We start from the raw sequence: 22,644 nt of genomic DNA on the forward strand, positions 1-22,644 counted from the left end.
CGCGAGAGAATCGCGAGAATGAAGGCCAATCCGCAGCGGGGCAATTATGGGCGACACGAGACCATCGAAGCCCATGAGGTCGGGATATTGTGGGTCAACCCCTCTGAGTGATGCTACTCATCAACCGGAACATATTCTTCAAGGCGCTTCGCCTCAAGCTCGGCCTTGAAGCCGATCTGCTCCAATTTCTTGAGGCTAAGCACACTCGAAGCGGGCCGAGGAGCTGCATCCTTGCCCCTGAAATAATCGGCAGACGTCACCCCTCTGACGTCCGTTGGCTCATGACCGCTCAGCCGATAGACATCAGCGGCAATCTCGGCCCATGAGTGCGGCTCGCCATCGTTGGTGAGGTTGTAGGTGCCGAAGGGAGCGCCCGACTCGAGGAGGTGGCGGATGCCCGCGGCGATGTCCTCCGTGAACGAGAGCCGCCCCACCTGGTCGTCGACGACCGAGGGCTTGACGCCCTTGGCCGCGAGGTTCGCCATGGTGCGCACGAAGTTGTTCCCGTCGCCGATCACCCAGGAGGTCCGCACGATGTAGTGCCGCGGGACCACGGAGACCACCGCGTCGCCGGCCGCCTTGGTCTGGCCGTAGACCCCGAGGGGGCACACGGCGTCGTCCTCGGTGTAGGGGGAGTCCTTGGTCCCGTCGAACACGTAGTCACTCGAGACGTGCACGAGCGTGAGCCGGTGCTCGACCGCGATCCGGGCCAGCGCGGCCACGGCGGTGACATTGGCGGCCCATGCCTCACGGCGCCCCTCTGGCGTCTCAGCCTTGTCGACGGCGGTGTAGGCCGCGGCGTTGACGATCGCCTCGTACTGGCTCCAGTTGCGGGAGGCGTATGCGGCAGGGTCGGCGAGGTCGAACTCGGCCCGGGTCGCGAACTCGACGTTCGCCGCGGCAGGAGCGGCGTCGTAGGCCTTCCGGAGCGCCCGGCCTAGCTGGCCGTTGGCGCCGAGAACCAGGGTCTTCTTCGGCCGCATGGGCGCGACATCGGCCAGTCGCGGGTGCGCGCGGTCCTTGTCGGAGAGCTCGGCCCGCTCGAGCGGAATGGGCCACGGGATCGAGACCGTCTCGTCGGCGAGGTTCAGGAACGTGTACTGACCCTGGGCGTCGGCGGACCAGTGGTCGTTCACGAGGTAGGTGTAGGCCGTGCCGTCCTCGAGCGTCTGGAACGCATTGCCGACGCCCCGGGGGATGAAGATGGCCTTCGAGGGGTCGAGCTCGGCCGTGAAGACCGCGCCGAAGGTCGGGCCCTCGCGCAGGTCGACCCAGGCACCGAAAATACGGCCGGTCGCGACGGAGACGTACTTGTCCCACGGCTCGGCGTGGATGCCGCGCGTCGTGCCCGCCGTCTCGTTGAACGAGACGTTGTTCTGCACCGGCCCGAAGTCTGGCAGCCCGAGCGCGAGCATCTTCTCCCGCTGCCAGTTCTCCTTGAACCAGCCGCGGTTGTCCCCATGGACGGGGAGGTCGTAGAGGACGACGCCGGGGATAGTCGTCTCGGTCGCGGCGAGGGGCTTCGAGAACTCGGTCACTGGCCGAGCTCCTTGTACTTCGCCTCCGTGGCCGCCTTCTGCGGGCGCCACCAGGCCTCGTTCTCGCGGTACCACTGGATCGTCGCGGCGAGGCCGGCCTCGAAGTCGGAGTACTCGGGCTTCCAACCGAGCTCCGTGCGGAGCTTGGTGGAGTCGATCGCGTAGCGCAGGTCATGGCCCGGGCGGTCGATGACGTGGTCGTAGGCGTCGGCCGCCTGGCCCATCTCGGTGAGGATGAGCTCGACGACCTCCTTGTTGCTCTTCTCGCCGTCGGCGCCGATGAGGTAGGTCTCGCCGATGGCGCCCTTCTCAAGGATCGTCAGGACCGCCGAGGAGTGGTCGTTGGCATGGATCCAGTCGCGCACGTTCTCGCCCTTGCCGTAGAGCTTGGGGCGGACGCCGTCGATCACGTTGGTGATCTGGCGCGGGATGAACTTCTCGACGTGCTGGTACGGCCCGTAGTTGTTTGAGCAATTGCTGATCGTCGCCTCAAGCCCGAAGGAGCGGACCCACGCACGGACAAGCAGGTCGGAGCCGGCCTTGGTGGAGGAGTAAGGGCTCGAGGGGTTGTACGGCGTCTGCTCGGTGAAGCGCGTGGGGTCGTCGAGCTCGAGGTCGCCGTAGACCTCGTCCGTGGAGATGTGGTGGAAGCGCTTCCCGTGCTTCCGCGCGGCCTCGATGAGCGTGTAGGTCCCGATGATGTTCGTGTCGAGGAACGGGCGCGGGTCGTGCAGCGAGTTGTCGTTGTGGCTCTCGGCCGCGTAGTGGACGACGGCGTCGGCCTCGGCGACGAGCCGCTCGACCGTCGCGGCATCCGCGATGTCACCCTGGACGAAGGCGAAGCGGTCGGCGGGCAGGCCCTCGAGCGAGGCGCGGTTCCCGGCGTAGGTCAACTTGTCGAGCACCGTCACGTGGTAGTCGGTGTTGTCCACCGTGTAGTGGACGAAGTTGGAACCGATGAACCCGGCCCCGCCGGTCACGAGGAGTTTCTGCATGGCCCATAGCCTACCGAAGCGGCGGGTTGGGACCGCCGTCGCCAAACAACACCTATAACTCTGGTCCCATCGACAACACGCGCGCTATCCTCGCGAAGGAGAAGCCGTCTCTTACCTATCGCCATGAGGAGCCCGATGTGCTGACTCGGACCCGGTTCGGCAGACGAGCGGCCAGTGCCGCCCTGATCCTGTCGTGGAGTCTCACCTGTACAGCCCTCCCGGCCTCCGCGGTCCCCTTGCCATCGCCCACCCCTTCCCCTGTGGCTCCGAGCATGCCTGCTGTCCCGGGATCTCCAGCCCCTTCGCCGGCGGGATCCCCGACCCCCTCCCCGGCCCCCAGTAGCGTGCCGCCCGCTGACGCCGCCGTCGGGAAGTCCAAGGAAGACCCCACGGATCTCGCGGCGCTGCAGCGCAACGGTGCGTCGATGGGAACGAGCCGAACTGACGCCAAGGCCGGTCTCGGCCCCCAGTCGCGGCGGTCCGCAGCGGGCGGCATCGGAAGTCGGTCCCTCCCGGGACTGCTCTCGCTCCCCACGGTCAACTACGGGGAGCCGTCCGTGCCCGAACAACCGTCATCGACAGTGGGCCAGCCCCTCGGTCTCGACGTGAGCGGGTGGCAGGGCAACGTCGACTGGAACTACGTCCGATCCAAGGGAGCCCGCTTCGCCTACATCAAGGCGTCCGAGGGAACATGGAGCTCCAACAGCTACTTTGCCCAGCAGTACAACGGGGCAGCCTCAGTCGGCCTGATCCGCGGCGCCTACCACTTCGCCCGGCCCAATCTCTCATCCGGCGCCGCTCAGGCGGATGCCTTTGTCGCGAGCGGCGGCGGGTGGAGCCCCGACGGGATCACGCTGCCCGGGGTTCTCGACATCGAAGACCACCCGTCCTTCTACAACGGCGACCCTTACAACGAGGGCATCAACCGGTGCTACAGCCAGTCGCCCGCCCAGCTCGAGGCGTGGGTCGCAGACTTCACGGCCCGGTACGCGGCCAGGACAAACAAGCAGGCAGTGATCTACACGAGCTATTCGTTCTGGAACGAGTGCCTCGGCGGCTCAACGCGGTTCGCCTCGACCAATCCCCTCTGGGCCGCAGCATGGTGGGCTGAATCGCCCTGGATGTACGGAGGCTGGGGCAAGTACACGTTCTGGCAGTACGCCGACCAGTACGCGGATCAGAGCCGGACGACAGTGGCAACCTTTCCCGGAGACCAAGACGTCTTCTACGGTTCTATGGACCAGCTCCGTGCTCTTGCCAGTACTCCCGACGGGACGCCCCTCCAAACGTCGTCCCTTCTCGCCGCGGTCATGGATTCGAACAGCGATGGACGGCCGGACTTGGTTGCCCGCAGGCCTGACGGTTCGCTGTGGTTCTATGGCGGCAACGGCGCTGGCGGCTACCAGACTGGCAAGCTCGTCGGAACGGGCTGGAACATCTATGACCTGATCGCCGGGGTCGGGGACACCAACCGCGACGGCCGGCCGGACCTCGTGGCCCGGAGGCCCGACGGCACCTTCTGGTTCTATGCCGGGGACGGTCGCGGCAACTATTCCAGCGCGCGGCAGATCGGCACCGGGTGGAGCATCTACGACCGGATCCTCGGCGTGGGCGACATGACCGGTGACGGTGTGGCGGACCTTCTGGCCCGCCACCCGGACGGAGGGTTGTGGTTCTACGCCGGCGACGGCACCGGCGGCTACCGGACTGGTCAGCGGATCGGCACCGGGTGGGACATCTACGACCAGATCACCGGCGTCCAGGATTTCGACGCCGACGGCCGGCCGGACCTCGTGGCCCGGCGGCCAGACGGGACGCTGTGGTTCTACGCCGGAGACGCCGCGGGAGGCTACCAGCCCGCCCGGCGGATCGGCACCGGCTGGGAGCTCTATGACCGCATCCTCGGAGTCGGCGACAACAACGCCGACGGCCGGCCCGACCTCCTCGCCCGCCGCCCAGACGGCAGCCTGTGGTTCTACGCCGGCGACGGCATGCGGTTCGAGCCTGCCTATCAGGCGGGGCGCCAGATCGGCACCGGCTGGCAGATCTTCTCGCAGCTCAGCGGGATTCTGGACTCCAACGCGGACGGCTCCTCGGACCTGGCAGCCATGCAGCCCAACGGTGCGCTGTGGTTCTACGGCGGCAACGGCGCTGGCGGGTACCAGACTGGCCGGCTCGTCGGAACGGGCTGGAACATCTATGACCTGATCGCCGGGGTTGGGGACACCAACCGCGACGGCCGGCCGGACCTCGTGGCCCGGAGGCCCGACGGCACCTTCTGGTTCTATGCCGGGGACGGGCTCGGCAACTACCAGAGCGCACGGCAGATCGGCACCGGGTGGGGCATCTTCGACCGCATCCTCGGCGTGGGCGACATCACCGGTGACGGTGTGGCGGACCTTCTGGCCCGCCAGCCGGACGGGGGGCTGTGGTTCTATGCCGGCGATGGCACCGGCGGCTACCGGACTGGTCAGCGGATCGGCACCGGGTGGAACATCTACGACCAGATCACCGGCGTCCAGGATTTGGACTCCGACGGCCGGCCGGATCTCGTGGCCCGGCGGCCAGACGGGACGCTGTGGTTCTACGCCGGAGACGCCGCGGGAGGCTACCAGCCCGCCCGGCAGATCGGCACCGGCTGGAACGTCTATGACCGCATCGTCGAGGCCGGGTACAACAGCGCCGACGGCCGACCAGGCCTCGTGGGGCGCCGCCCCGACGGGACCCTGTGGTTCCACGCTGCAGGGGGCACGCGAAGTGAGGGCTATCTGGCGGCCAAGGCCGTGGGCAGTCTCTGAGGGCCGCCATAGAGGCCGATGCGCTAGCATGCGAGGGTTGCGATCCGCCGTCCGCCAGCCAAGCGGTGGCGGAGGGCGGGTCGCGACACCATCAGTAGCACCTGCATCGAGGCGACAAGAGCTTGAGGATTACCGGATTGACAACGATTGCCCCTTCAGCACCGGTGATTCGCAAGGCTACGAAGAGCCTGTCCACCTGGGCCCTTAGTGCGGACAACGGGCTGCGGGCCCTTGTTGTCCTCGCCTATGTGGTGCTGGTGCTTCTGGGGGCGACCACGTCGTCGATAGGAATGCCGCCCCTCCGCGAGGATCCTCAGGCGCCCCTCGGTCTCCAGATCGGCGCGTCCTCACCGATCCGGTCCGATGAATTCAATGCGTTCTCGCCGATCGTCCTGTCGATCATGGCAACGGGCGGAGATCCGTCCACGAGCCCGTTGGCTGCCCCGGCGGGCCTCGTGCACCGCTATCCGTCCGGCGGCATCTTCGAGTCGGTCGTCTTCTTCGACTCCACGATGCTGCGCAGCGCCGCGTTCCTGCCGGATGCGATGGTCTTTGCTGCCCACTGGTGGCTCCCCGCCCTGCTCCTGTTCCTCTTCCTGCCGACATGGTTCGCCCAGCTGGGAGCGGCACGCCGGTGGGGGTGGCTGGCCGCCGCCCTGATCTCCCTGGCCCCCGCCTCGTCGTGGTGGACCATGATGCCGATCCAGCTCATCGCCTACACCGTGGCCGGCTCGAGCCTGCTCCTGATGGCCTACACCAACTTCAGCCGGGGACGGCGTGCCGTGCCCGTGCTGCAGAGCCTGGCCTCCGGAATCCTCCTGGCCGGCATGCCCAGCTTCTACATCCCCTGGTCCATCGTCCTGGGCCTGCCGGTGCTCACGGCGTCGGTCGCATGGATCTTCGCCGCCAGAGGGCCCTGGAGGCCCAAGCTCCTCGCTCTCGGCAGCGCCGGGCTCTGCACCGTTGTCTTCGCCGCCGGCACCCTGTGGGAGAACCGCGCGGGCATGGCGGCCCTCCTGGACACCGTCTACCCGGGTTCGCGGCGTTCGGGCGGGACGGCCATCGACTTCGGAATGCTCTTCGGCGCCCCCGCTCTCGGGGCCATGCGGGACATGTCCCCCATCGGCAGCAACCAGAGCGAGCTCTCGACCGCGTACACGGTCACGTTCGTCTGGGCCGCCGTCCTTCTGATAGGGCTCGTCAGCATCCGGCCGATACGGCACAACGTCGCGATTCTCGTGATGTCGGCCTTCGGCCTGGTCTGGCTGGCCTGGTGCACCGTCAACTTCGGCGCCCTGGGCCCGCTGCTCCCCGTCCTGAACTACGTGCAGCCAGCCCGCGCGGCCCAGGTCTGCGGAATCATCGGCACCATCCTGCTCTGCCTCCTGCTCGCCCGGCTCAAGGGCACCACAGGCTGGAAGATCCCCCTGCTTGCCGCTCTCGGATGCGGCCTCGTCTCTGCCTACGCCGCCTCGCAGCTCCAGCAGAGCTACCTTCCGAACATACGGCCCTCGTCCATCGCAGCAGTGGCCATCGCCGTCGGCGTCGCCGTCCTGTGCCTGACCCGCTTCCATGACCGGCTCTGGCCCATGGCCCTCGTGACCGCGCTGGCCGTGCTCCCGGTGATCAACACCAACCCCCTGCTGTTCGGCCTCGGCGACCTTCGGGACTCAGCCACTGCGACATACCTCCGGGAGCAGGGCCGCGCCGCCAGAGAGGCCGGACAGGTCTGGGCCTCGGACTCCCCGTGGTTCGACAACGTTGCCTTCTCCAACGGGGTGCCCTCCCTGAGCGGTCTCCAGCGCTCGGGCCCGAACAAGGACGAATGGGCCAAACTCGATCCGGACGGCTCCCACGAGAAGGACTGGAACCGAGGCGGAGGCTTCATCTACTTCCAATGGCTTTCAGAACCGGGCCTGAACTTCGGCAACAGCGGCTTCGACGTGACATTCGTCCGCGCCGACCCGTGCGACCTGAAGGCTCGTGTTCCCAACCTCGCCGGCATCGCCTCCACCCGCCCCCTGACCCAGCCCTGCCTCACCCCAGACAGGACCCTCCAGTGGTCAGGAAGCCAGATGTTCATCTACAAGGTCTCCTAGAGTTGGGGCGGGACGGCCTTCCGCCACAGCTTGCGCGCCTGCCGAGGGCAGGTGACTCATGGGCTAGCATTCTGAGGTTGCTGTCCGAATTTCCGTCCATGGAGGCATGAGGCGGAGGTCGCCCACCTGCCAACCCTGTCATGGTGGCTCCTACGGTATGAGGATCAGGTTTGACGACGATATCCACTGAAGAGCTGGTTGCTCAGAGGCCCAGGGCGCGCGCACTGCCTTGGGTTCGGCGGCAGGATAATGCGTTGCGGGCCCTTGTTGTCCTCGCCTATGTGGTGCTGGTGCTTCTGGGGGCGACCACGTCGTCGATAGGAATGCCGCCCCTCCGCGAGGATCCTCAGGCGCCCCTCGGTCTCCAGATCGGCCCGTCGTCTCAGATTCGCGCGGACGAGTACAACGCGTTCTCGCCGATCGTCCTGTCGATCATGGCAACGGGCGGAGATCCGTCCACGAGCCCGTTGGCTGCCCCGGCGGGCCTCGTGCACCGCTATCCGTCCGGCGGCATCTTCGAGTCGGTCGTCTTCTTCGACTCCACGATGCTGCGCAGCGCCGCGTTCCTGCCGGATGCGATGGTCTTTGCTGCCCACTGGTGGCTCCCCGCCCTGCTCCTGTTCCTCTTCCTGCCGACATGGTTCGCCCAGCTGGGAGCGGCACGCCGGTGGGGGTGGCTGGCCGCCGCCCTGATCTCCCTGGCCCCCGCCTCGTCGTGGTGGACCATGATGCCGATCCAGCTCATCGCCTACACCGTGGCCGGCTCGAGCCTGCTCCTGATGGCCTACACCAACTTCAGCCGGGGACGGCGTGCCGTGCCCGTGCTGCAGAGCCTGGCCTCCGGAATCCTCCTGGCCGGCATGCCCAGCTTCTACATCCCCTGGTCCATCGTCCTGGGCCTGCCGGTGCTCACGGCGTCGGTCGCATGGATCTTCGCCGCCAGAGGGCCCTGGAGGCCCAAGCTCCTCGCTCTCGGCAGCGCCGGGCTCTGCACCGTTGTCTTCGCCGCCGGCACCCTGTGGGAGAACCGCGCGGGCATGGCGGCCCTCCTGGACACCGTCTACCCGGGTTCGCGGCGTTCGGGCGGGACGGCCATCGACTTCGGAATGCTCTTCGGCGCCCCCGCTCTCGGGGCCATGCGGGACATGTCCCCCATCGGCAGCAACCAGAGCGAGCTCTCGACCGCGTACACGGTCACGTTCGTCTGGGCCGCCGTCCTTCTGATAGGGCTCGTCAGCATCCGGCCGATACGGCACAACGTCGCGATTCTCGTGATGTCGGCCTTCGGCCTGGTCTGGCTGGCCTGGTGCACCGTCAACTTCGGCGCCCTGGGCCCGCTGCTCCCCGTCCTGAACTACGTGCAGCCAGCCCGCGCGGCCCAGGTCTGCGGAATCATCGGCACCATCCTGCTCTGCCTCCTGCTCGCCCGGCTCAAGGGCACCACAGGCTGGAAGATCCCCCTGCTTGCCGCTCTCGGATGCGGCCTCGTCTCTGCCTACGCCGCCTCGCAGCTCCAGCAGAGCTACCTTCCGAACATACGGCCCTCGTCCATCGCAGCAGTGGCCATCGCCGTCGGCGTCGCCGTCCTGTGCCTGACCCGCTTCCATGACCGGCTCTGGCCCATGGCCCTCGTGACCGCGCTGGCCGTGCTCCCGGTGATCAACACCAACCCCCTGCTGTTCGGCCTCGGCGACCTTCGGGACTCAGCCACTGCGACATACCTCCGGGAGCAGGGCCGCGCCGCCAGAGAGGCCGGACAGGTCTGGGCCTCGGACTCCCCGTGGTTCGACAACGTTGCCTTCTCCAACGGGGTGCCCTCCCTGAGCGGTCTCCAGCGCTCGGGCCCGAACAAGGACGAATGGGCCAAACTCGATCCGGACGGCTCCCACGAGAAGGACTGGAACCGAGGCGGAGGCTTCATCTACTTCCAATGGCTCTCAGAACCGGGCCTGAACTTCGGCAGTAATGGCTCGGATACGGCAATCGTCCGCGCCGACCCGTGCGACCTGAAGGCTCGTGTTCCCAACCTCGCCGGCATCGCCTCCACCCGCCCCCTGACCCAGCCCTGCCTCACCCCAGACAGGACCCTCCAGTGGTCAGGAAGCCAGATGTTCATCTACAAGGTCTCTTAGAACCTTGCCCACGTCGACTCGATTCAGGGTTTCCGGCTGAGATGGCCTGAACCGGGTTGTCCGCCAGTGGCCCTCGGGCAAGGGGAAAGTGTCACAGGGCCGAACGACTAGACGTTGGTTCTCCACGGCGCATCCTCGCTGCGGGGCCGCACGCGAAGATATGTCCAGCGCATCGCCAGGCAGTCGCGGGCGCAACAAACCACGTCTGGTTCCCTGAGAGGTTCAGGGGCAACGCCATCGACGGCTCGCACGCCCAGTTTGGGCGGCTTCCTTCTGCCGTCGAGACGACGTCGGATGAAGCAGGCGATGCAGAGGATCCTAGCGCTGCCCCTCAAGGAAGAGCGCCTGCAAGGTCAGGTGTACGCCTCCGGCGAGCCGCACTCCGCCGCGCCTCACTTGGTTGTCGGGAGCTCCCCCACGGCTTCCTTCTCAACAGGATGCTTGAAGATCCAGTGGCGGTAGAGGAGGTAGTTCCAGATCATCGTCAAGACGGTCGAGACAACCTTGCCAATGGCGTAGGAGATGCCGATCCCTGCCAGGACATTGACAATGACATCCGTCGCTCCGATGTTGAAAACAACCAGAGCGATGTACTTCAAGAAGCTGACATCACGCCTATTCGTAGACCTGAAGGTAAAACTCCGCTGGACTCCGAAATTGAATAACAGGCTGATGATGAAGGCAACGGGCGTCGCCAGCCAGAGACCGACGTCGAAGACCTCATGGAGAAGTGCCAACGTCCCCAGATCGATCGCGAAGCTGAGTCCCCCGACGATGAGGAACTTGATGACGTAGCCCCGGTGGATCATCGCCCACAACCGCCGCCACAACTTCAGTAACGTGTCCTGCATGAGGTGCTAAACCTGCCTAGATCTCAATGAACGCTCGCTACCGAGGGCAGCCGACCCCGTCCTACTGTACAGGTGCCGCCAGTTCCCTACCGCATCTGCAGGGGACCGCACCAAGGACTTGCTCCGGGAGTCATGAAGCTCGTCGCCTCTCCCACTGCCGGTTCCGCCGCCACGCCTCAGCCATCAGCCTCAGGAACATCAGGCGTGCCGAGAGGATCTTCGGCAGGGCACGGAAACCCTCCGGCGTCTGGTTGGCTCCATGCACTCTCCGCTCGAGCGTATCGACGTCCAGGTGCGCCAGGGAGCCCCTGACGGCCCCGCAGATGGCCAGCCACAGGTCGTGCGACTCTCGCACATAGGAGGGAATCGGCAGGAAGAGGCTTTGAGCCTCGCGGCGAAAAGCCATTCCGCAGCCGTAGTAGGCGCGGTATCCGATGAGGATGCCGACCAGATTCGCCAGCCGACGTCCGTTCATCCGCGAGCTGAGGCGGGGAATCCAGGGCCGCGGCGCCCCGCCGTGCATGGCGAAGTTGCTGGCGACCACCAGATTGCGTTCAAGGGCGGAGAGCATCTTCTCGACCCGGCCCGGGAGCCAGACGTCGTCCTGATCTGAGAGGAACACGAAGCTCCCGCGGCTCTCGGATACTGCCGTCTCAAAGGCCCGTACGTAGCCCTTGTTGACTTGGTGACGGATGAGACGGATGCGGGGATCGTCGACTGAGAGAACTACATCCGCGGTCCCGTCCGGAGAGCAGTCGTCGACGACGACAACCTCGTCATCGTCCTTGAGCTGAGCAAGGATCGACTCGAGTTGCTCTGCGATGTAGGCCTCACCGCGATAGGCCGCCATGCAGACGCTGACTCGAGTCCGCGGGGACGAAGGGGAAGGGACCATGACCCTCACTCTAGCTTCCTGGCGGAAACCCCTTGGCGAGGCCTATCTACTATGCGCCGACTGCAGAACTCGTCGCACAAGGTTCCTCGCGCGTCTCTTCTGGCCACATGTGGAGTGGTCCAGCGTGAAGCAGTCGCCCGTGGGTGTGGCCAGAGTCATGGAGCTGGCGCGAGGCGCGGCCTCCTGAGGGGAGGTACGGCCTCCTGCACCCTGACAGAGGGGCCAGTGGCCAACCACGGATCTCGGAATGCGGTAACTTGGAAGTCATGCACAGCCCCGCCCCCTCACGGGTGCTCATCATCATGCCGGCATGGAACGAGTCGGAGTCGGTGGGCAGCACCGTGGCCGAAGTACTCGCTGCCGAAGCCTCTTACGACGTCCTCGTCGTCAACGACGGCTCCACCGACAACACCTCAGAGTTGGCAGCAGCGGCAGGCGCAACGGTCCTCGATCTGCCCTTCAACCTCGGCGTGGGAGGTGCCATGCGCGCGGGCTTCAAGTACGCCCGTCGCATGGGCTACCGCCGGGTGATCCAAGTCGACGCCGATGGGCAGCATGACCCGCGCAACATTCGCGAGGTCCTCGCGGGTCTCGAGCACGCCGACATCTCCATCGGGGCACGGTTTGCGGACCGGGGGGACTACACCGTCAGTGGCCCCCGCAAGTGGGCCATGACCTTCCTCGCAAAGACGATCTCGGGCCTGGCCAAAACCCGTCTCACCGACGTCACGAGCGGTTTCCGGGCCGCCAACGACCGAGCCATCACGCAGTACCTGGACCACTATCCGGCAGAGTACCTCGGGGATACCATCGACTCTCTCGTGGTCGCGATCCGTTCGGGGCTCCGTGTCACCCAGGTGCCTGTCGAGATGCGACCGCGACAAGGCGGAACGCCCAGTCACAACCCCTTCAAGGCAGCTATCTACCTCGGCCGCTCGATCCTTGCCCTGGCCTTCGCGCTGACGCGTCGCCGCTCGCATCTGGCGGACACCGCGGAACTGATCCCAGGAGACGCCCGTGGCTAATCTGGCCGCCTTCATCCTTGCCTTCCTCATCGTCGCCCTTGTTGCGGAAATGGTGCGGCGCAAGAAGCTGCGCGAGAAGTATGCCTTCTGGTGGCTCGCAGTCGGTATCACGACCCTTATCCTCGCGGCCTTCCCCGACCTGCTCTACGCAGCAGCCGTGATGGTGGGGGTGCAGCTGCCGTCGAACCTCCTCTTCATTCTCAGCATCCTGATGCTGCTCGGCGTCTGCCTTCACCTCTCCTGGGAAATCTCTGTCGTGGAGGACGAGACACGGACGCTGGCCGAGGAAGTGGCCATCCTGCGGGTGCAGCTCGAACGTCTAGAGTCAGCGCAGCAGCTGGACCGACCGGGCGAGAAGCTCGGGGATTGAGCCCTCGTGTCGCTCGACATCTTCATCCCCTATTGGGGGGATGCCGACTACATGCGCCAGACGGTGGACAGCGTGCTCGCCCAGCGAAACCCAGACTGGCACCTGACTGTCCTCGACGACGCGTACCCGTCGTCGGAGGTCCAGGAGTACGTCGAAGGGCTGGATGATCCTCGTATCACCTACGTTAAGAAGGAGATCAACGAGGGCATCACTGCCAACTTCCGGACGGCGATCCGCTCCGCCAAGCGGGAGCTGGTCGCCGTGGTGGGATGCGATGACGTCCTGCTGCCCAACTATGTTGACGTGATCTTGGAGGCACACCGTGCCTTCCCAGAAGCGTCCATCATCCAGCCCGGCATCGAAGTCATCAACAAGGCCGGAAGGCCGTCCTGCACGTTGACGGACTTTGTGAAGCAGCGGTTGCTGCGCCCAAGGACCTCCGTGCCGCACCTCTTTGGCGGGGAGCAGCTGGTGACGTCCCTCCTGCACGGAGACTGGTTGTACTGGCCTTCCCTCGCCTTCCGGAGAGACCGACTCCAGCAGTACGACTTCCGCGACGGCCTTCCGGTCATCCAAGACCTCGCCCTCATCATCGACATGCTGCTGGGGGGCGAGGATCTCCTGGTCGTCCCTGACATCTGCTTTGCCTACCGGCGCCATGCCGACAGCGCTTCCGTGTCGAAGCTGGTGGATGGGTCCCGCTTTGAAGGCGAACGGGAGTACTTCGAGCTCGCGGCAAGACTGTGCAGGGAGCACGGCTGGAATTCGGCAGCGCGCGCCGCTGAGCTGCGGCTGACCTCGCGGGCGCACGCCGCAGTCCTGCTGCCGCGGGCGCTTCTCGCCCGCCACCCCCGCAGCGCCGCGGTGCTCGCACGGCACGCCCTCCTGCCCTGACCCGGCCCTACTCAACACTTGGAGCCCTGACCTTGACCTCCGCCGAGGACCATGAAAGCTGCGTCGGTGCCGTCATCAGTGCCTTCAACCCCAGCCAGCAGCTCCTCGCCAACGTCGAACTGCTGCTCGGCCAGCTGCCGTGGGTGGTCGTGGTCGACGACGGCAGTCCTTACCCGCCGGAGGATCTCTACCGCGAGCTCGAGGCGCGGGGCGCGATCGTCGAACGCCTGCCCCGAAACAGCGGCATCGCCGCCGCCCTCAACCGTGGGGTCGCACGGCTGCGCCCACTCCTTCCTGCCGACGGCTCCATCGCCACCTTCGACCAGGATTCCAGCGTCGAGCGAGGCTTCGTCGCGGCTCTCCTGCGGACCGCCCGCATCGGTGCGGAGGATGGGCTGAGGGTGGGGATGGTGGCCCCCGCCGTCGTGACCGGGCTCCCCCACCGCGGCGCGAAGCGCGTCGGCCGCAGCATACTGAGCGAAGAGCCGGTGCAGTCTGGACTGCTGATCCCTCTCGCCGTCCTCGATCAGATCGGCGGGTTCCGGGAGGACCTTTTCATCGACGGAGTGGACAGCGAGTTCTACCTCCGTGCGCTCGATGCCGGGCTGTCGCCGCTGCTCGCCGAGGATGCAAGGCTCTGCCACAGCCTCGGCACGCTGGTTCCCGCACGCGTTTTGGGCGTCCCGATTCGACTTGGCGCTACGCCTCTTCGCGTCCGCACGGCCGCTCCTTGGCGCTACTACTACATATGCCGCAATCGTCTGCTCCTGATTCGCTCCTACGGCCGCCGTCACCCGCGGTGGGCCCTTCGGGGCATTCTCACCGACCTGCGGCACCTGGCCATCGTCTCCGTCCTCGCGCCCGGTCGCACTGGCCGCCTGAGGAACGCCTTGGCAGGCGTCCGGGACGGAATCCGGGGGCGCTCAGGCCCCCGCGTGTCAGCCTAGGCAGCATTCCGCCGTTTTGGCCCCAACCGGGGCCGTGGGGAATGATTGGGCCTATGCGCGGAATCATCCTTGCCGGTGGCACCGGGTCGCGACTGCACCCGATCACCCACGGCATCAGCAAGCAGCTCGTCCCTGTCTATGACAAGCCGATGATCTACTACCCGCTGTCGACGCTCATTCTTGCCGGCATCCGCGACATCCTCATCATCACAACCCCCCATGATGCCGGTCAGTTCCAACGGCTCCTCGGGGACGGGTCCCAGTTCGGAGTCAACTTCACGTATGTGCAGCAGGTCTCGCCGGACGGCCTGGCGCAGGCGTTCATCCTGGGACAGGAACACATCGGGTCCGAGACGGTTGCCCTGGTCCTGGGCGACAACATCTTTTATGGGCAGGGCATGGGAACGCAGCTCCGCCGCCACGCGGACATTGACGGTGGGGCCGTCTTCGGATACTGGGTCAAGGACCCCAAGGCCTATGGCGTGGTCGAGTTCGATGGGTCCGGCAAGGTGATCTCACTTGAGGAGAAACCCGAGAAGCCGAAAAGCCACTATGCCGTCCCAGGCCTCTACTTCTACGACAATGACGTCGTCGAGATCGCCAAGGGGCTCAAGCCGTCCGCTCGTGGGGAGTTGGAGATCACGGACGTCAACCGCACATATCTCGAACGGGGCAAGCTGCAGGTGGAGATCCTCCCCCGTGGCACTGCTTGGCTTGACACGGGGACGTTTGACGACCTGAACGACGCCTCAAACTTCATCCGCACCGTGGAGAACAGGCAGGGACTGAAGATTGGCGCACCCGAGGAGATCGCCTGGCGCCAAGGCTTCCTGAGCGACGACGAGCTCCGGGAACGGGCCGAGCCTCTCGTGAAGAGCGGCTACGGGGCGTACCTCCTCGAGCTTCTGCAAGAGTCCTAAGCGGGGCGCCGACAACGTGAACTGGATTCCCCTAGCCCCGCAACTGTGTGCAGCGGGAGCGATGGTTATTGCCCCGGGCCTGCTCATAGCCCTCGTAGTGCGTACGCGCTGGTCAACCGCATTGCTTGCGGCTCCCGCGCTGACGGTTGGTCTGACCGTGGTGGCCTCTACGCTCCTTCCATTCTTGGGAATCCAGTGGACGTATGCCGCTCTCGCGGGATGTGCCATGTTGCTTGCCGCGGCCTTGTTCTTCGGTCTGCGCAGGGCACTGAACGCGGTCCCGAGGACCCGAAACGGAGCCTTCGCCCCAGAGCTTCTACAGGCTTCACGGCCAGGAGAACCGGGACAGAATGCCGTTCCGGGTGGACGAATTCCATGGACGGCACTGTCATGGGCGGCGGTGGTCGTCGGGACCGGCCTGATTGCCTGGCGTTGCATGACGGTATTCGGGGAACCGAGCCACATCTCCCAGTCGTATGACAACGTCTACCACCTGAACGTCCTGCGCTACATCGAGGACACAGGGCAAGCCTCGTCCCTGACCGTTGGGCACATGACCGACCAGCCGTACTATCCCGCTGGCTGGCACGCTCTGGTCTCCGCTGTCGGCTTCGCCCTCGGCCTGGATATTCCGGTTGCCGTCAACGTGGTGAACGTGGTCATTGCCGCCATTGTGTGGCCATTCAGCTGCCTTCTGCTGGCGCGATCCGTGTACGGTCATCGCCCGGTGCCGACCGTAGCGGCTGCAGTAACTGCCTCCGGTCTGGGTGCGTTCCCGCTGCTCATGCTGGACTTCGGGGTGCTCTACCCGAACCTCCTGGCCATCAGCACGCTTCCGGCCTCAGTAGCCCTCACCGCACTCTTCTTCCAGTGGACCCGAGCCTCAGTCGGAAAGGCTCCGGTGCTGGCCGCAGCCGGGGTTGCAGCCTTGTCCGTCGCGGGAACGGCTGGATCCCACCCGACGACCTTCATGGCTTGGGTTGTCTTCGCCGCGAGCATTTGGGCTCCAAGCCTGTGGAACCGCCTCGCCGCCCTCGTTCGACGGCGCAGGGACGGGCTCGGGCGACTCGCTAAGCCCGCCGTCCTCCTTGCCGCAGAGACCGCGCTCGTCGCAGGGCTGGTCCTCGGTCTTTGGCTGAAGGTCCGGCCTCCGAAAGAGGCAGCCTTCTGGGGTCCCTACATGACTCCGCCCCAGGCTTTCGGTGAAATGCTGCTGCTTGCCCCTATTGGCCTGCCCGCGGCGTGGGTTCTCGGGGCTCTTGCAGTCCTTGGCCTGTGGGGCATTCTCCGGCGCAAGCTCCCGGTCTGGCCCGTACTCGCCTATGCCGCGTTCGCCATCCTCTACACCGTCATTGCGGGCTATCCCGGAGGCCAACTACGAGATTTCCTCACGGGAGTCTGGTACAACGACAGCTACCGCATCGCTGCACTGCTGCCCACTGCTGCGCTCCTGTTGGTCGTAGCCGGGGCCGACTTTGTCGTCGACTCTGCCAGCCGAATCTGGAAGCGAGCGCGACCCAACTCCCTATCGGGGAGCTCGGGCATTCTTCCTGTCCTCGCTGCCGCGGTGGTCATCATCGTGTTCTTCGGCGCCAGCCAAAGGGGCAACGTCCAACATGCCTCGGCCAATGCCGCCCGCATGTACCAGCTCACAGAGAATTCCGCCCTCATCAGCCCGGACGAGCTCGCCCTGCTTGAGCGACTCGACAACGACACCCCTGAAGACGCTGTCGTCATCGGAAACCCATACACAGGAACAGCGCTCTCCTATGCCTTCGCTGACCGGCGGAATGTGCAGCTGCACGTCATCGCACACGTTCCGCCCGCCCTGCAGAACATCTACAACAACCTCAACAACATTTCCTCCGATCCTTCGGTTTGCGACTCGGTACGTGAGCTCGACGCCCGATACGTCCTGGACTTCGGCGACAGAGAGGTCCATGGCGGTGACCACTCCGGTCCCGGCCTCAAGAACTTGGCCAACAACCCGGGCCTGTCACTCGTCGACTCCCAGGGCTCGGCCCGCCTCTACAAGATCACCGCATGCGGGTGATCTGAACATCAGGCCTTGGAGCCGCGCCGTTTCCGGCTGGCCCTCTGATCCTCAGGCTCGGCGACACTGGCCTTGATCCCGTGCTGGTGGGCATTGGTAGCCGGTACGGACAGCAGAGGCTCACCCTGCTCACACTGGCCTTCGGTCAGGCAGCATCGCGAGCCACCCCACAGCCTGTCGGCCCGAACCCCAGCCGTGGTAAGAGACGCAGCCCTAGCGCCCCCGCTGCACCGCCACTGCTTCGGCGATCGGCCCATCGAAGATGACGCGACCGTGCTCGAGGACGACTCCCCGGTCGCAGACGCGCGAGACGAGGTCGAGATCATGGCTGACGACCACGAGCGTCTTGCCCTGCGCGGCCAGATCATGGATCTTCTCGAGGCATTTCCGCTGGAACGGCTCGTCGCCCACGGCGAGGATCTCGTCCACGAGGAAGACCTCGGGATCCGTGTGAACGGCCACGGAGAAGGCCAGCCGCAGGTACATTCCCGAGGAGTAGAACTTCACCTCGGTGTCGATGAACTGCCCGATCTCGGAGAACGCGACGATGTCGTCGAAGCGCTCCTTGATCTGTTCCTCATCCATGCCGAGGATCGCGCCGTTGAGGTAGACGTTGTCGCGTCCGGTCAGGTCATGGTGGAATCCGGCGCCGACCTCGATCAGGCCGGCCACGCGGCCGCGCGTGAGCACCATGCCCTCGTCCGGCAGCATGACGCCCGAGATGTGCTTCAGCAGCGTGGACTTGCCGGAGCCATTGAAGCCCAGGAGCGCAACGGTCTCACCCTGCTTGATCGTCAGGCTGACGTCCTTGAGGGCGTCGAAGGTCTCGGTCAGCTCCCCCTTGCGCCCCTTGACCAGCCAGACGATGGCCTCTTTGATCGAGCGCGAATGGCGCAGCACGAACTTCTTGGTGATTCCCCGGACTTCGACGGCGGTGGACATTCAGAGCTCCTGGGCAAACCGGCCCTCGAGCCGGCTGAAGGTCAATTGGCCGATGATGACGACGGCGAGCGAAACGGCAAGACCGATGGGAATCCAGAGGGTCAGCAGTTGATCGGGTACGGCGGAGGAACCGTCAGTGGTCGGGAACCAGAAGGCGTAGTGGAACGCCTCGACGCCCACGCTGATCGGGTTCATCTGGTAGAAGAAGTAGAACCCCTCCCCCATGCGGTCCCGCACCATCTGCCACGAGTACATGACGGGGGAAGCCCACGTGGCGATCATCAGGAGCAAGTCGACGAAGTTCTCGGCGTCCCGGAAGTAGACGTTGGCCGCGCCGAACAGCAACCCCAGCCCGAGGGCCAGCAGCGCCACGATGATGAAGCCCGAGAGCGCGGCCACCAGCTGCATGATGTCGGGCCGCCACCCGACGATCAGGCATGCCGCCAGCAGGATCACGATCTGGGGCACGAGGTGCACCCCCGACACCCACACCGACGCAACCGGGAAGAGTTCCCGGGGCAAATAGATCTTCTTGATCAGGCTGCCGTTGTTGACGATTGAGCGTGCGGCATTGCCGAGCGCCTCGGAGAAGAAGTTGATCAGCACTATCCCGGAGAACAGGTAGATCGCATAGTTCGACAGGCCCGTGGGATTGCGGGGCCCCTTCTCGAGGCCGAGGAAGACCCCGAGTGCGATGTAGAAAACCACGAACTGCAGCCCGGGCTTGAAATAGGACCAGACGAGGCCGAGCAGAGAGCCCCGGTACCGGACCTTGATCTCCTTGTCGACCAGCAGCTTGAGCAGGAACCGGGAGGCCAGCACGTCACGGAGGCCCCGGCCCTTTCCCGGCTGGCCCAGAGCTTGGACGGTCAAGATGACGACTTTCCTAGGTCAGAGTGCTTCTCGAAGGTCTTCCGCCACGTCTCAATGGAGGTGATCTCGGGGAGCGCACTCCGATAGTCGGCACGGAGCCTCTGCCATTGGCGGAGGATCTGCGTGTGGAGCTTCCCTGCCTCCGCGAGGGTCTGGCGCAGTGTCTGCGGATCGCGCTGGTACCAGCTGACGCCCGTGCCCTCTGCGTTGGAGACGAGGGCGCTGTCGTACTGCGACATCCGCCACCAGCGGTTGTCCTGGTGCGGAATCAGCGCTTGGGGACGTTCCTTGCTGACCGGCTTGACCGGCTTGAGGAGTTGGCGGGCCACGGTCTTGGCCGTCCAGGGCAGCAGTTTGACGTAGCCCGGGGACTGGAAGCCTTGGCCCTTCCGGGGGGGCTTGTCCATCTTGGGGCTCGGGAAGTCCTCCGGCTCGGGCTTGAACCTGGAGTCGCTGAAGTCCTTGGCCATCGACCGGATCTCAGGAAGCTTGACCGGGAGGAGGTCATGGAGATGGCTGGGCCCCTGCAGGAGGTCGCGCAGGGCCATGACACGTCCTCGGGCCGTGTAGTACTGCATCGAGATCAGGTGCTTGACATCCAGCTGGAGAGACTCGCGGACCACGCGCCCGCCGAGCTCGTAGGGGCTGTGCAGCAGCGCCGTGATCAGGCGATTGCGGGTATGGAAGTATGCCTGCCAGCCGACCAGATCGTCCTTGTCGATCCACGAGACGTGCCAGACGGCAGCCCCGGGCATGGACACAGTGGGGAAGCCGCGGTCGCGGGCCCGGAGCCCGTACTCGGCGTCGTCCCACTTGATGAACACCGGCAGGGCGAGGCCGATCTCCCGGATCACGGCCGTCGGGATGAGGCACATCCACCAGCCGTTGTAGTCCACGTCCGTGCGCCGGTGGAGCCAAGGCGTCTGGCGGAGGTTGGAGAGCGCGAAGTCATGGCCGAGGATCGCGTCCTCGTTGGGCAGCGAGGGCTGGATCCGGTACGGATTCACGACCTCGCCGAACGTGTGGAGCACGGTGCGGTTGTAGAGGTCGAACATGTGCCCGCCGACGATCGTCGGCTTCTTGCACAGCTCGGCGAAGGTCACGACGCGGTTGATGCTCTCCGGCTCGATCATGACGTCGTCATCGAGCAGGAGGGCGTAGTCGCTGCCGTTCTCCACGGCCTCGAACATGCCGCGGGCGAAGCCGCCCGAACCGCCGAGGTTGTCCTGGTTGATGATCCTGAGCTTGCCACCCAGCCCCGCCTCGGCCTCGGCGAAGCCCTCGGCGTCCGCCACCTTCGAGGTTCCCTGGTCGACGATGACGACCTCGCGCACGTGTTCCAGGGCTTCGGGAGCGCTGCCGAGCGTCTTGAGGTTCTGGATGCAGAAGTCCGTCTTGTTCAGCGTCGTGATTTCGAGCGTGACGGAGGTCGAGATCTTCTTGTCCGTCTTGGTCTGCCACTCGGCCGCCTCCAGGACGAGAGCCTCAGCGCCTGCGACGAGGTCGAACCAGTACCAGCCGCCGTCGCCGAAGGGCTCCAGCGTCAGCTCGAAGGTGGAGATCTGGGTCCCCTGGACTCGCGCCGACGCCACGCGCTGAAGGGATCCGCGCGCATTGGACTTGTAGACGAGCACGGAGCCCGCCCCGGTCGTCTTGATGTTCAGCCGGACGGCGTCGACGTGGGTCCAGCGGCGCCAGTAGCTGGCCGGGAAGGCGTTGAAGTACGTGCCGAAGGACAGCCGGGCACCCGGCCGGACACGCATCGAGGTCCGGGACAGGAAGTCCTCGACGTGGGCGATCGAGGCGGCGATCGAGGTCGCGACGAGCTGCTGCCGGTCGCGGCCCTTCTGCTGGGAGCCGTTCATCGTGCTCAACGGCGCGGACGTCGCGATCGTCGAGTCCACGTAGAGCTGGGCGGTGTCGACCTGCGTCGCCTCCGGGAGCACGACGCGCTGGAGAGTGAGGTAGCCCGCCTCGCGGAGCTCGTCGATGGGGGCCTCGTTGATGACAGTCACGCGTCCACCCCTCCGCTCACGAGCGTCTGGCCGCCCTGGAAGTGCGGCTTGATCTTGTTCTCGTACATGCTCAGGGCCGAGCCGATGGCCATGTGCATGTCGAGGTACTTGTAGGTGCCGAGGCGCCCGCCGAAGAGGACGTCCTTCTCCGCGTTCGCGAGGTCGCGGTAGGCCAGCAGCTTGGCGCGGTCGGCCTCCGTGTTGACGGGGTAGTACGGCTCGTCGCCCTTCTCGGCGAAGCGCGAGAATTCACGCATGATGAGCGTCTTCTCCGTCTGGTAGTTGCGCTCGGGGTGGAAGTGGCGCGGCTCGATGATGCGCGTGTAGGGGACGTCCGCATCGTTGTAGTTCACGACCGACGTGCCCTGGAAGTCGCCGACCGGGAGGATCTCCTCCTCGAAGTCGATCGTGCGCCACGAGAGGTCGCCCTCGGCGTAGTCGAAGTAGCGGTCGACGGCGCCGGTGAAGACGACGGGGACGTTGCCGACGACGTTGGCCTTGCTCAGCGGCTGGGACGAGTCGAAGAAGTCCGTGGAGAGCTTGACCGTGATGTTGGGGTGATCCGCCATGCGCTCGATCCACGCGGTGTACCCGTCGGTCGGGAGGCCCTCGTAGGTGTCGTTGAAGTAGCGGTTGTCGTACGTGTAGCGAACGGGGAGGCGGGAGATGATCCCGGCCGGCAGGTCCTTGGGGTCGGTCTGCCACTGCTTGCCGGTGTAGTGCTTGATGAAGGCCTCGTAGAGCGGGCGGCCGATGAGCTGGATGCCCTTGTCATTGAGGTTCTGCGGGTCCGTCCCGGCGAGCTCCCCGGCCTGCTCCTCGATGAGGGCCTTGGCCTCGGCGGGGCCGTAGTTCGCCCGGAAGAACTGGTTGATCGTGCCGAGGTTGATCGGCAGCGGGAAGACCTCGCCCTTGTGCACGCCGTAGACGCGGTGCACGTAGTTGGTGAAGGTCGTGAAGCGGTTGACGTACTCCCAGACCTTCTCGTTCGAAGTGTGGAAGAGGTGGGCTCCGTAGCGGTGGACCTCGATGCCCGTGGAGGGGTCGATCTCGCTGTACGCGTTGCCGCCGATGTGGTGCCGGCGGTCGATCACTGCGACTTTGACTCCGAGCTCCTTGGCGGCGCGTTCGGCCACGGTGAGGCCGAAGAATCCGGATCCGACGACGACGAGATCAGCGTCCACAAACTCTCCTGTTTCGGGGCATGCCTCTGCGATGGCAGGGGCCTTCCTGCGGTCCAAGACTACCGGACGGCTCCACGTGCCCCGGCCCATGGCCCCGAGGTTATCCACAGGAG

At 65.7% G+C, this 22,644-nt stretch carries 17 protein-coding genes; 9 read left to right on the forward strand and 8 right to left on the reverse strand.

Going from position 1 to position 22,644, the window contains the following annotated elements:
* Positions 1 to 113 precede the first annotated feature (113 nt).
* Both ACUYMY_RS11770 and rfbB read right to left on the reverse strand, forming a co-directional pair.
* The gene (locus tag ACUYMY_RS11770; RefSeq protein ID WP_481703731.1) at positions 114 to 1,538 is read right to left on the reverse strand and encodes a sugar nucleotide-binding protein; all 1,425 of its coding nucleotides are present in this window, start codon (positions 1,536 to 1,538) and stop codon (positions 114 to 116) included.
* On the reverse strand, positions 1,535 to 2,533 hold the full coding sequence (gene rfbB, locus ACUYMY_RS11775; protein WP_481703732.1) for a dTDP-glucose 4,6-dehydratase: 999 nt from the start codon (positions 2,531 to 2,533) through the stop codon (positions 1,535 to 1,537). Before rfbB ends, ACUYMY_RS11770 begins: the two co-directional genes overlap by 4 nt.
* A 344-nt stretch (positions 2,534 to 2,877) precedes the next feature.
* Here rfbB and ACUYMY_RS11780 point away from each other — a divergent pair, with 344 nt between their 5' ends.
* The 3 genes from ACUYMY_RS11780 (at position 2,878) to ACUYMY_RS11790 (ending at position 9,562) form a co-directional block, all read left to right on the forward strand.
* Positions 2,878 to 5,331 carry a GH25 family lysozyme gene (locus ACUYMY_RS11780; RefSeq protein WP_481703733.1) on the forward strand — a complete coding sequence of 818 codons (2,454 nt, stop codon included), beginning with the start codon at positions 2,878 to 2,880 and terminating at the stop codon, positions 5,329 to 5,331.
* Positions 5,332 to 5,495: 164 nt separating this feature from the next.
* Positions 5,496 to 7,430 (forward strand): DUF7657 domain-containing protein, encoded by a 1,935-nt coding sequence (locus tag ACUYMY_RS11785; protein ID WP_481703734.1) that lies wholly within the window; start codon positions 5,496 to 5,498, stop codon positions 7,428 to 7,430.
* Positions 7,431 to 7,684: 254 nt separating this feature from the next.
* Positions 7,685 to 9,562, forward strand: a complete 1,878-nt coding sequence (locus ACUYMY_RS11790; protein ID WP_481703735.1) for a DUF7657 domain-containing protein — start codon at positions 7,685 to 7,687, stop codon at positions 9,560 to 9,562.
* A gap of 392 nt (positions 9,563 to 9,954) precedes the next feature.
* Here ACUYMY_RS11790 and ACUYMY_RS11795 read toward each other — a convergent pair whose 3' ends face one another.
* Together ACUYMY_RS11795 and ACUYMY_RS11800 are read right to left on the reverse strand one after the other, a co-directional pair.
* On the reverse strand, positions 9,955 to 10,413 hold the full coding sequence (locus tag ACUYMY_RS11795) for a GtrA family protein (RefSeq protein ID WP_481703736.1): 459 nt from the start codon (positions 10,411 to 10,413) through the stop codon (positions 9,955 to 9,957).
* Between the two features lie 130 nt (positions 10,414 to 10,543).
* A complete protein-coding gene (locus tag ACUYMY_RS11800; RefSeq protein WP_481703737.1) occupies positions 10,544 to 11,308 on the reverse strand; it encodes a glycosyltransferase in 765 nt (254 codons plus the stop codon).
* A 266-nt stretch (positions 11,309 to 11,574) separates the two neighbouring features.
* Between ACUYMY_RS11800 and ACUYMY_RS11805 the strand changes: the two genes are divergently transcribed.
* From ACUYMY_RS11805 to ACUYMY_RS11830, 6 genes are all read left to right on the forward strand, one after another.
* Positions 11,575 to 12,333 (forward strand): glycosyltransferase family 2 protein, encoded by a 759-nt coding sequence (locus ACUYMY_RS11805; RefSeq protein WP_481703738.1) that lies wholly within the window; start codon positions 11,575 to 11,577, stop codon positions 12,331 to 12,333.
* Positions 12,326 to 12,703: a DUF2304 domain-containing protein gene (locus ACUYMY_RS11810; RefSeq protein WP_481703739.1), complete on the forward strand. Its 378-nt coding sequence runs from the start codon at positions 12,326 to 12,328 to the stop codon at positions 12,701 to 12,703. The genes ACUYMY_RS11805 and ACUYMY_RS11810 overlap by 8 nt, the downstream gene beginning before the upstream one ends.
* Before the next feature lie 6 nt (positions 12,704 to 12,709).
* Entirely contained in the window at positions 12,710 to 13,597 is an 888-nt protein-coding gene (locus tag ACUYMY_RS11815) for a glycosyltransferase family 2 protein (RefSeq protein WP_481703740.1), read from the forward strand.
* Positions 13,598 to 13,629: 32 nt separating this feature from the next.
* Entirely contained in the window at positions 13,630 to 14,544 is a 915-nt protein-coding gene (locus tag ACUYMY_RS11820; RefSeq protein WP_481703741.1) for a glycosyltransferase, read from the forward strand.
* Between the two features lie 53 nt (positions 14,545 to 14,597).
* Entirely contained in the window at positions 14,598 to 15,464 is an 867-nt protein-coding gene (gene rfbA, locus ACUYMY_RS11825) for a glucose-1-phosphate thymidylyltransferase RfbA (protein WP_481703742.1), read from the forward strand.
* 61 nt (positions 15,465 to 15,525) lie between these two features.
* Complete coding sequence (locus ACUYMY_RS11830; RefSeq protein ID WP_481703743.1) at positions 15,526 to 17,517, forward strand: DUF6541 family protein; 1,992 nt, start codon at positions 15,526 to 15,528, stop codon at positions 17,515 to 17,517.
* 213 nt (positions 17,518 to 17,730) lie between these two features.
* Here the strand turns inward: ACUYMY_RS11830 and ACUYMY_RS11835 are convergent, their stop codons facing one another.
* The 4 genes from ACUYMY_RS11835 to glf are packed head-to-tail and all read right to left on the reverse strand — an operon-like array spanning position 17,731 to position 22,621.
* Positions 17,731 to 18,459, reverse strand: a complete 729-nt coding sequence (locus ACUYMY_RS11835) for an ABC transporter ATP-binding protein (RefSeq protein WP_481703744.1) — start codon at positions 18,457 to 18,459, stop codon at positions 17,731 to 17,733.
* On the reverse strand, positions 18,460 to 19,332 hold the full coding sequence (locus ACUYMY_RS11840) for an ABC transporter permease (RefSeq protein ID WP_481703745.1): 873 nt from the start codon (positions 19,330 to 19,332) through the stop codon (positions 18,460 to 18,462).
* On the reverse strand, positions 19,329 to 21,347 hold the full coding sequence (locus tag ACUYMY_RS11845; RefSeq protein WP_481703746.1) for a glycosyltransferase: 2,019 nt from the start codon (positions 21,345 to 21,347) through the stop codon (positions 19,329 to 19,331). The genes ACUYMY_RS11840 and ACUYMY_RS11845 overlap by 4 nt, the downstream gene beginning before the upstream one ends.
* Entirely contained in the window at positions 21,344 to 22,621 is a 1,278-nt protein-coding gene (gene glf, locus ACUYMY_RS11850) for a UDP-galactopyranose mutase (RefSeq protein ID WP_481703747.1), read from the reverse strand. The genes ACUYMY_RS11845 and glf overlap by 4 nt, the downstream gene beginning before the upstream one ends.
* Between the last annotated feature and the right edge of the window lie 23 nt (positions 22,622 to 22,644).

The sequence above is a fragment of the Sinomonas sp. T428B genome (assembly GCF_056780155.1).

What these genes read in the sequence shown, in the direction of transcription:
- ACUYMY_RS11835 (WP_481703744.1), bottom strand. Translation starts at nt 18,459, where the DNA reads ATGTCCACCGCCGTCGAAGTCCGGGGAATCACCAAGAAGTTCGTGCTG.
- ACUYMY_RS11805 (WP_481703738.1), top strand. Translation starts at nt 11,575, where the DNA reads ATGCACAGCCCCGCCCCCTCACGGGTGCTCATCATCATGCCGGCATGG.
- rfbB (WP_481703732.1), bottom strand. Translation starts at nt 2,533, where the DNA reads ATGCAGAAACTCCTCGTGACCGGCGGGGCCGGGTTCATCGGTTCCAAC.
- ACUYMY_RS11795 (WP_481703736.1), bottom strand. Translation starts at nt 10,413, where the DNA reads ATGCAGGACACGTTACTGAAGTTGTGGCGGCGGTTGTGGGCGATGATC.
- rfbA (WP_481703742.1), top strand. Translation starts at nt 14,598, where the DNA reads ATGCGCGGAATCATCCTTGCCGGTGGCACCGGGTCGCGACTGCACCCG.
- ACUYMY_RS11830 (WP_481703743.1), top strand. Translation starts at nt 15,526, where the DNA reads ATGGTTATTGCCCCGGGCCTGCTCATAGCCCTCGTAGTGCGTACGCGC.
- ACUYMY_RS11800 (WP_481703737.1), bottom strand. Translation starts at nt 11,308, where the DNA reads ATGGTCCCTTCCCCTTCGTCCCCGCGGACTCGAGTCAGCGTCTGCATG.
- glf (WP_481703747.1), bottom strand. Translation starts at nt 22,621, where the DNA reads ATGGGCCGGGGCACGTGGAGCCGTCCGGTAGTCTTGGACCGCAGGAAG.